At 70.7% G+C, this 7,940-nt stretch carries 8 protein-coding genes; 6 read left to right on the top strand and 2 right to left on the bottom strand.

The annotated features are described in order from the left end of the window. Positions 1-54: 54 nt before the first annotated feature. From AB0I53_RS08920 to AB0I53_RS08905, 4 genes are all read left to right on the top strand, one after another. Positions 55-693, top strand: a complete 639-nt coding sequence (locus AB0I53_RS08920) for a type VII secretion system-associated protein (protein WP_358598769.1) — start codon at positions 55-57, stop codon at positions 691-693. 29 nt (positions 694-722) lie between these two features. After that, positions 723-1,415, top strand: coding sequence for a type VII secretion system-associated protein (locus tag AB0I53_RS08915; RefSeq protein ID WP_358598766.1), 693 nt, complete (start codon positions 723-725; stop codon positions 1,413-1,415). A gap of 174 nt (positions 1,416-1,589) precedes the next feature. Beyond that, complete coding sequence (locus tag AB0I53_RS08910; protein WP_358598763.1) at positions 1,590-2,879, top strand: YrhB domain-containing protein; 1,290 nt, start codon at positions 1,590-1,592, stop codon at positions 2,877-2,879. Positions 2,880-3,032: 153 nt separating this feature from the next. Next, positions 3,033-3,500 (top strand): DUF6314 family protein, encoded by a 468-nt coding sequence (locus AB0I53_RS08905; RefSeq protein ID WP_358598760.1) that lies wholly within the window; start codon positions 3,033-3,035, stop codon positions 3,498-3,500. Between the two features lie 81 nt (positions 3,501-3,581). Here the strand turns inward: AB0I53_RS08905 and AB0I53_RS08900 are convergent, their stop codons facing one another. Next, complete coding sequence (locus AB0I53_RS08900) at positions 3,582-4,490, bottom strand: CPBP family intramembrane glutamic endopeptidase (protein ID WP_358598757.1); 909 nt, start codon at positions 4,488-4,490, stop codon at positions 3,582-3,584. A 108-nt stretch (positions 4,491-4,598) separates the two neighbouring features. On the opposite strand from AB0I53_RS08900, the gene AB0I53_RS08895 reads away from it, so the two are divergent. Further along, complete coding sequence (locus tag AB0I53_RS08895; protein ID WP_358598755.1) at positions 4,599-5,324, top strand: MerR family transcriptional regulator; 726 nt, start codon at positions 4,599-4,601, stop codon at positions 5,322-5,324. A 203-nt stretch (positions 5,325-5,527) separates the two neighbouring features. Here AB0I53_RS08895 and AB0I53_RS08890 read toward each other — a convergent pair whose 3' ends face one another. After that, positions 5,528-6,454 carry a LysR substrate-binding domain-containing protein gene (locus tag AB0I53_RS08890; RefSeq protein WP_358598974.1) on the bottom strand — a complete coding sequence of 309 codons (927 nt, stop codon included), beginning with the start codon at positions 6,452-6,454 and terminating at the stop codon, positions 5,528-5,530. Between the two features lie 84 nt (positions 6,455-6,538). Between AB0I53_RS08890 and AB0I53_RS08885 the strand changes: the two genes are divergently transcribed. After that, positions 6,539-7,858, top strand: coding sequence for an aspartate aminotransferase family protein (locus AB0I53_RS08885; protein WP_358598752.1), 1,320 nt, complete (start codon positions 6,539-6,541; stop codon positions 7,856-7,858). The last annotated feature ends 82 nt before the right edge of the window (positions 7,859-7,940 follow it).

The raw sequence follows: 7,940 nt of genomic DNA, 5'->3' as shown, positions 1-7,940 counted from the left end.
CCTTCCCGCCTCAACGGCGTTACCAGGCACAGCGCATGCAGAAAGGAATCACCAGTGACCAGTGACCACCCCACTCCGGAGGAGGGCGAAGCTCCCGCCGGCCCCAGCGAGGAAACACCCGCTGGTCCCGACCATGAGGCGTGGGCCCTCGTGATCGACCCGGCCTGGCAGCCCGAGTCCGATGAGGAAGAGCCGCCGAACGAGGCCGTCCTCGGTTCCTGGCACATCGGAGCCGATGGCACCGTCAGCGCGTTCCAGGCCAACCCGGACTACGTTCCCTCCCGCGAGGATTCCGCCACCGACCCGGTGGACGCGGTGCTGCAACTGGTGGCACGCGGCGACTACAGCGGCGAGGCGCTGCTGGAGGCCATGCGTGATGCGCTGCTGCTGATCGCGCTGGACGACGACGGCAATGCCGTCGTCACACTCTCCCCGGACAAGGTGCCGTCAGTGCTGGTCGCCACTTCGCCGGTGCACGCCCGACGGGTCGACGTGCCGACCTGGCAGGAGATCACGGCGAAGGCGCTGGCCGACTCACTGCCCGACGAGGGGGTCGACGTGCTGCTCAACCCGGGCGCGCCGACGTCCATGCGGGTGCTGGCGAGCTCGCTCAAGCACGCGATGGCCGACGCCGGACCCGGCGATCCGGACGCGGGCGGAACTCCGCCCGAGCCACCGGCGGAACAACGTTGAAGCCAACAGGAAGCAGCGAGGAGCCTTCGATGTCCGAGGACGAAACGCCCGAAACGGCCCCGGTTGCCGAGGGCGAGCCCGTCGACCAGTGGGTGGTGCTCATCGACCCCGACTGGAAGCCCGAGCCCGAGCAGCAACAGCCGCCGGAAACCGCGATCGTCGGTTCCTGGTACATCGACAGCGACGGCTCGCTACGGGACTTCCGCCCGAACCGCGCCTACGAGCCGTCCAGCCCGGACTCGCCGACCGACCCGGTGGACGCCACGCTGCGGCTGGTGATGCGGGGCGAGCTGCCCGCTCCCGAACTGCTGGCATCACTGCCCGGGTCGCACCTGCTCATCGGCCTGGACGAGGAGCACACCCCGATCGTCACCCGCGCACCGGACGGCAAGCCGTCGGTGCTGGTGCTGACCGCCTTCGCGCACGCGGAGCGGTTGACCGTCCCGGCGTGGGCGGAGATCACCGCCGAGGAGGTCGCCGACGCCCTGCCCGAAGAAGGCGTCGACGTGCTGCTCAACCCGGGCGCGCCCGCATCGACGCGCATCGGGGCGCAGGAGTTCCGGGATGCGGTGCGCGGTCCGGGCGGCGACCACCCGGACACGGCCGGTGCGCCTGGGGAAGGCGAACCCGGACCCGCGGCCGAACAGGTAGGGGCCGCCGGGCCGGCGGAATCCTCCCGCATCACGGACTTGGCGCCGGCGGACGTCACGTTGCTGGGATGACCCGACGACGTGGCGAGCTCCCGAGGCGCCTGCGCGGTGGTGGGGGATTTCCCGGGCGCGGCGGCCGATCGCGCCCTCGGCGGCGGTGGTGGCGCACGCTGCAAGTGGCTTCCGCCGCGTACTGAACAGATCCAAGAGGTCCGAGCTGTCGGACGAGCATTGACCGAGGTGACGATGAGCGACGATCTCTCCCGCAGGGCCGCCGACTGGCTGGACCGCACGTACGGGGACCTGGTCACCCTGACCGATGACCGGCCCCTGGTCGACGGTGACCGGACCCAGCTGTTCGGCTGCGACTACGCGGGCGGCTCCGCCGAGCCGCTGCTGGCTGCCACCATCGCGGTGCCCAAGGACGGCGGCGAGCCGTTCCCGGTCGCCAACGCCGACCCGCTGGACGAGGAGCTCAACGCGGCGGCGGGGTTCGCCGACCAGCAGCCGTGGCGCTGGCGGGTCAACGCGCGCAGCTGCCTGGTCGCGACGGACGCCGCGGTGGACCGCCGCCCGGCTTCGGCTCTGCCGTGGGAGCCGCTGGACGAGGCGCCCGGCTGGTGGGACCGGATGCTGACCGCGCATTTCCCGACCGCGGAGGTGTCCACCTGCTCCACCTGGGCGGACGTGACGTCGATGCTCTTCGAGGGCGGGCCCGGCACGCGCAGCGCGGTGTGGCTGCGCAGGCAGCACTCCGGGGTGGAGATCACCGGTCACCTGCTCTACGCGTTCAACGACGACGGCAAGGCCATTTTCCTGGACGGGCAACGGGGTTCGCTGGCGCGACTGGACGACGACGAGATCGGGCAGCTCGTGGTGGCCCGCTTCCACCGGCCCGCCGTGGACGGCGTCGAGGTGCTCCGGGCGCCCTGGGAGAACGCCGCGCCGGACCTGCGAGCCGCGCTGGACAAGGCGAACAGCTGGCTCGACCACACCTACCAGGAACCGGTCGTCGTGGTGCAACCGGACGAAGCGGACGAGACCGAACGCGGCTGGCTGTTCGCCTGCACCACACGGCGTTTCCAGGAGTCCGGCGACTGGCGGGATCAGATGCTGGATGCCGCCCTGGTGGTGCCGAAGGAAGCGGGCGAGGCCCCGTTCGGGCTGCCGAACAACGACCCGTGGAGCTACCTGATGGGGTGGAACGCGCGGCAGGACGGGCTTTCCGCACCCCCGGGCCCCGCCGCCGCGGCGTGGTTCGAGCCCACGATGCGCGAGCTCGGTCCGCCGCTGAGCGCCACCATCCACCAGGGCTGGGGCGACGTCCTGACCGAGATCGCGAGCGCCCCGACGGGCGCGAAGGCATTGGTGTGGATCCGCCGCACGGACTTCCGCGGCCGGGAATCGGTGGGCAACCTGCTGGTGGCGGTCAACGAGGGCGGCGAGGTGCGGCTCATCGACTCGCTGGCGGAGAACGGGCAACCGTCCTTCGACCAGGATCCCTTGGCCCTGCACGTCATCCGCTACGGCTCGTGACAGGTCGGCGCGGTTCGCGCCGCGCCGACCACCGTCCACAATGTAGTCGTGAGTGCGTACCCGGGCTAGAGCCCCGGTACGCACTCACGACCGGTTCAAGCGAGGCCACTCGGCTCTGCAAGTGGGTGCGCCCCTGTGCGGCAGAATGCACGTGTGGACTCCGTGCACACCGCTACCGGTTTCCGGGTTACCGACCTCGTCGCTTACTTCGCCGGGCGGTGGGGGCTGGACCGGAAGATCGTCGATTCCACCGGTGCGGGTATGGCTACGCTCACCGGCGTCGCGAGCTTCACCCCTGACGACGACGCGCTCGTCTACCGGGAACGTGGAACGCTGGTCATGGGGGAGTACCAGGGACCGGCGACCCGGGTCCTGCGTTTCCGGGTGCGTGGCCCGGGGCTGGCCGACGTGCATTTCGACCACGGCGGTTTCTTCCACGATCTCGATCTGCGCGACGGCCGGTGGTCGGTACGCCATCCCTGCCGCGATGATCTTTACCGTGGCGAGGTCGTCATCCACGGCCCGGATGACTGGTGTCAGGTGTGGACAGTCACCGGCCCGGCCAAGAGCTATACGTCCACCACTGCGTTCCGCCGCATGTCGGTCGAGGACGAAACCTGACCGCTGGTCGCAGGCCTCAGTGTTCCGGCCATCGACGCGTTCAGGGCGGGCCGGCACCGGATCGACCGCCGGGTGGTGCCATCAGTTGGGCGAGGTGATCCGCGGTGCCAACCGCCACACGACGGCGGCGGCCAGGGCGATGACGGCCATGGGGATGATCAGCACCGGACCGGTGGGGGCCGACAGAGTGCCCAGGCGATCGGCCAGGATCGTCGGGACGAGCAGCATCGTGTTGTTCACCGCATGGACGAGAACGGCGACTTCGAGGCCACCGGTGCGCCGCACCACCACCGAGAGGGCCACCCCGCAGATGATGTAGTAGGCCAGGGTCCAGCCGTTCGCGGCGCCGTGGATCGCACCGAACAGCAAGGCGGTGACGGCAGTGGCGACGGTGAACGCGGCGGCCGGGCGGCGGAAACGCGCACCGATCGCGCGGGAGAGCAGGCCGCGGAAGAGGTACTCCTCACCTGCGGACTGAAGGGGCACGGTGATCACCGCGACGGCGGAGAGCGCGATGGTCGTCGCGGTCAGCCGGATCGGTCCGGTCGGCATGACGAACTGCAGAACGACCATGTACGCGGCCCACAACGGGACGATGACGACAGCGGCACGCCCGAGAACCCGCCACCGGAAGCCACCTGCCAACGACGACAGCCATCGAGGCTTCTGCCGGTAGATCGACCACTGCAGCAACCCCGCCGTTGGGATCAGTGCGGCGAGCAGGAGGTTTCCGGCGATCCAGAACCCGACGGTGAACGACGGCGCAGCCGGATCGAACGGTGTCACGCCGAGGAGGCGGTCGAGCGCGGTTCCGACCGGCACGGCCGCGACGAAGAGCACGGCGAGCAGCGCGCCAAGGCCGGCCACCATCGCCAGGATCGTGCGCCACACCTGCCGCCGGTCCCGATACGCCTGGACGTACGACAACGCCTGCGGGATCTTGCCGCGTTCGTCGATGTTGCCGTCGCGGGCTGGCGGTGCGTGGTTCATGTCGTCTCCTCGGTCTGTGCTCACGTCATCGCGCGTGATGTCTGGACCGAGGAAAAACTACGACGTAGCGTCGGAGTCAAGATTGCTGACTGGAGCGGAGGGCGGCCCATGAGGTCGCAGGAACTCGCGGATCTTGCCGGTGTGACCGTGCGGACACTGCGGCATTACCACCAGATCGGTCTGCTCCCCGAGCCGTCCAGGTCCTCGAACGGCTACCGGCGATACACCGCGGTCCACCTGGTACGGCTTCTGCGCATCCGGCATCTCGCCGAGCTCGGGGTGAGCCTCGTCGATGTGCCGGCCATGCTGGACGATGAGTCGACGGACGCGAGCGCGACGATTCTCGAGCGAGTCGAAGCCGGTATCGACTCGCAGATCGAGCGGTTGAAGGCGCAACGCGATCTCGTGCGCGCCCTGCGCGTGGAAGGGCGCAGCCCCGACATCCCGGCCGACGTCCACGGCGACCTCACCCGGCTGCACGACGTCGCCCGTCTCCCGCCCGATGCGACGAGACTGGACCTCGACGTCGCCACACTGATGGGGCACCTGCCCGGCTCCGACGTCCGTGCGCGTCGCGAGGAGCTTGTGGCCGTGGGCGACCACGCGCAGAGCACGGAGTTCCTGGATGCGCTCAGGTGCCTGGCCGAAATGCCTCCGGACGCCACCGACGAGCGCAGGCAGCGCGTCGCGGACGAGTTGCGGACCCACGCGCAGGCCATCCGGTCCGGCACGAGCTGTTCGCTGCCTGCGAGAGCTGCCCCGCTCATCGGCCAGCTGCTGGAGCAGTACTTGAACGCTGCCCAGCTCGACACCTTCGTCCGCATCGCGCAGTAGTCGCCGTCGTCGGGCCGCTCATATCGCCCCGACCGGCGGTAGCGAGAGGGCCGATGCCACCCTTGCCGAGAGATCGGCGAAGACCTCGTCGGGTTCGAGCCAAGCGTCCACAATGGATCAGGAGTTCGCGGAGGAGTCCTCCGGCGCCGCGACGAGCACCCCGAGGGGCATCCGTTGCCGGCCACCTGGGCCGAAGCGGGGTGTCACCGGTGTCCGGCGGAGCCGGGCGCGGACAGGGCCGGGATGTCCGGGTGGTCGAGCAGCGTCTCGACGACGGCGTCCACGGCTGCGCGTAGCCCCGCTTCCCGGCGCCGCACGATCGCGACGTTTCGGTGCACCGGCGTGCTGAGCTCGCGGGTGACGACCGGGGTGCCGGGCGGGACCGCCAGCGCGGGCAGCAGCGCCACCGACCGGTCGGACTCGACGTGCTGGAGCAGCAGCAGGTAATTGCTGAACCGGCAGGCCACCCGGGGTTCGAAGCCGGACTCGTGGCACAGCCGCTGGGTCAGCTCCGCCATGTACGAGCCCGGCCGGTCGCACGCCCAGGTCTCCTCCGCGCATGCGGCAAGGTCGATCACCCGGCGCCGCGCGAGCGGATGGTCCGGCGGCAGGACCAGCACCACCGGGTCCGTCCCCAGCGGGACGACTTCGAGGTCCCGGTCCCACGGGAACTTGACGTAGTCCGTGGTCGTCACGATCACGTCCACCTCGCCGGTGCGCAGCGCGGCCCCGCTCTCGTGCGGTTCGGACTCGATCAGCTCCACGTGCAGGTGCGGGTGCGAGTCCGACAGGCGGGCCGCCGCCGGCACGGCGAGCGTGTAGATCGCGCTCTGGAACACCCCGAGCCGGACGGTGCCGATCGGCTCGTCGTTGAGGGCGCGAAGTTCGGCCTCCGCCTCGGCCATCTGGGCCAGGATCTCGCGGCCCCGGCGGGCGAGGGCGAGCCCGGTCCGGGTCAGCCGCACCCGGCGCCCGGACCGCTCGATGAGCCGGCTGCGCGTTTCGGTTTCGAGCACGGCGAGCTGCTGGGACACCGTCGACGGGCTCATGTGCAGCGTTTCGGCCACCGCGCGGACGGTGCCGAGGCTGTCGAGCAGCCCGAGCAGGCGCAGGCGCCAGGGGTTGAGCATGCCACCATTGTGCAGTTCCATCGAACAGCATCGTCGAAATCGTGTGATGGACGCGCAGCTACGTCCCTTCGTAGCGTCGGGGCCATGCTGGACGACACCGCGTTGGACAACACTGCGAACACCGCGCCGGAACGCCACCTGGTCCGCTACTCGGGTCGCGGGGCCTTCAGTCCCGGGATCATCGCCCGTGCCGAGGGGAGTTCGGTGTTCACCGAGGACGGGCGCGAACTGCTCGACTTCACGTCGGGGCAGATGAGCGCGATCCTCGGCCACGCCCACCCGGAGATCGTCGCGACCGTTCGCGAGCAGGTCGCCCGGCTCGACCACCTCTACAGCGGGATGCTGAGCCGCCCGGTGCTCGACCTGGCCGAGCGGCTCGCGGGGACGTTGCCGGAGCCGCTGGACAAGGCGATGTTCCTGACCACCGGTGCCGAGGCGAACGAGGCCGCGCTGCGGATGGCCAAGCTCGTCACCGGTGGGCACGAGGTCGTTTCGTTCGCCCGTTCCTGGCACGGCATGACCCAGGCCGCGGCGAACGCCACCTACAGCGCGGGGCGGGTCGGGTACGGGCCCGCCGCCCCGGGGAACTTCGCCCTGCCGGTCCCCGACCGGTTCCGGCCGGGAATCGTCGACGCCGACGGGAACCTGGACTGGCGCCGGCAGCTCGACCTCGGCTTCGACCTGATCGACGCCCAGTCGGTCGGCAGCCTCGCGGCCTGCCTGGTCGAGCCCGTGCTGAGCTCGGGCGGTGTCATCGACCTCCCGCCGGGCTACCTGGCGGCGCTGCGGGACAAGTGCCGCGAGCGGGGCATGCTGCTGATCCTGGACGAGGCCCAGACCGGGCTGTGCCGCACCGGTGACTGGTACGCGTTCGAGCGCGACGGTGTCGTCCCGGACATCCTGGTCCTGTCCAAGACACTCGGCGCCGGGCTGCCCCTCGCGGCCGTGCTGACCAGCGCCGAGATCGAGCAGCAAGCCCACGACCGCGGATTCCTGTTCTTCACCACGCACGTCAACGACCCGCTTCCGGCGGCCGTCGGCAACACCGTCCTGGACGTGCTCAGCCGCGACCGCCTCGACGTGCGCGCCCGCGAGCTCGGCGTGCGGCTGAGCGGCGGACTGGAGGAGCTCGCCGCGCGGCATCCGGTGATCGGCGACGTGCGCGGGCGCGGCCTGCTGGTCGGACTGGAGCTGGTCGACGGCCCGGGCGGCGAGGACGCCGACAAGCTCGGCGCCGCCGTCACCCGGCGTTGCACCGAGCTCGGGCTGCACATGAACATCGTGCAGCTGCCCGGCATGGGCGGGACGTTCCGCATCGCGCCGCCGCTGACCGCCACCGACGCCGAGATCGATCGCGGCCTGGCGATCCTCGACACCGCGCTGGCCGAGACGACCGGCCGCTGACGGGACGCCGGATGATCCGGCGTCCTCGCCCGATTCGATCGTGACGGCGTGAACCGTCCCGCTGCGGGTCGAACTTGCCACA

Origin of the sequence: Saccharopolyspora sp. NPDC050389, from assembly GCF_040655595.1 — a bacterium.
Classification (GTDB): Bacteria; Actinomycetota; Actinomycetes; order Mycobacteriales; family Pseudonocardiaceae; genus Saccharopolyspora.
This window is presented reverse-complemented; position numbering and strand designations above follow the sequence as displayed.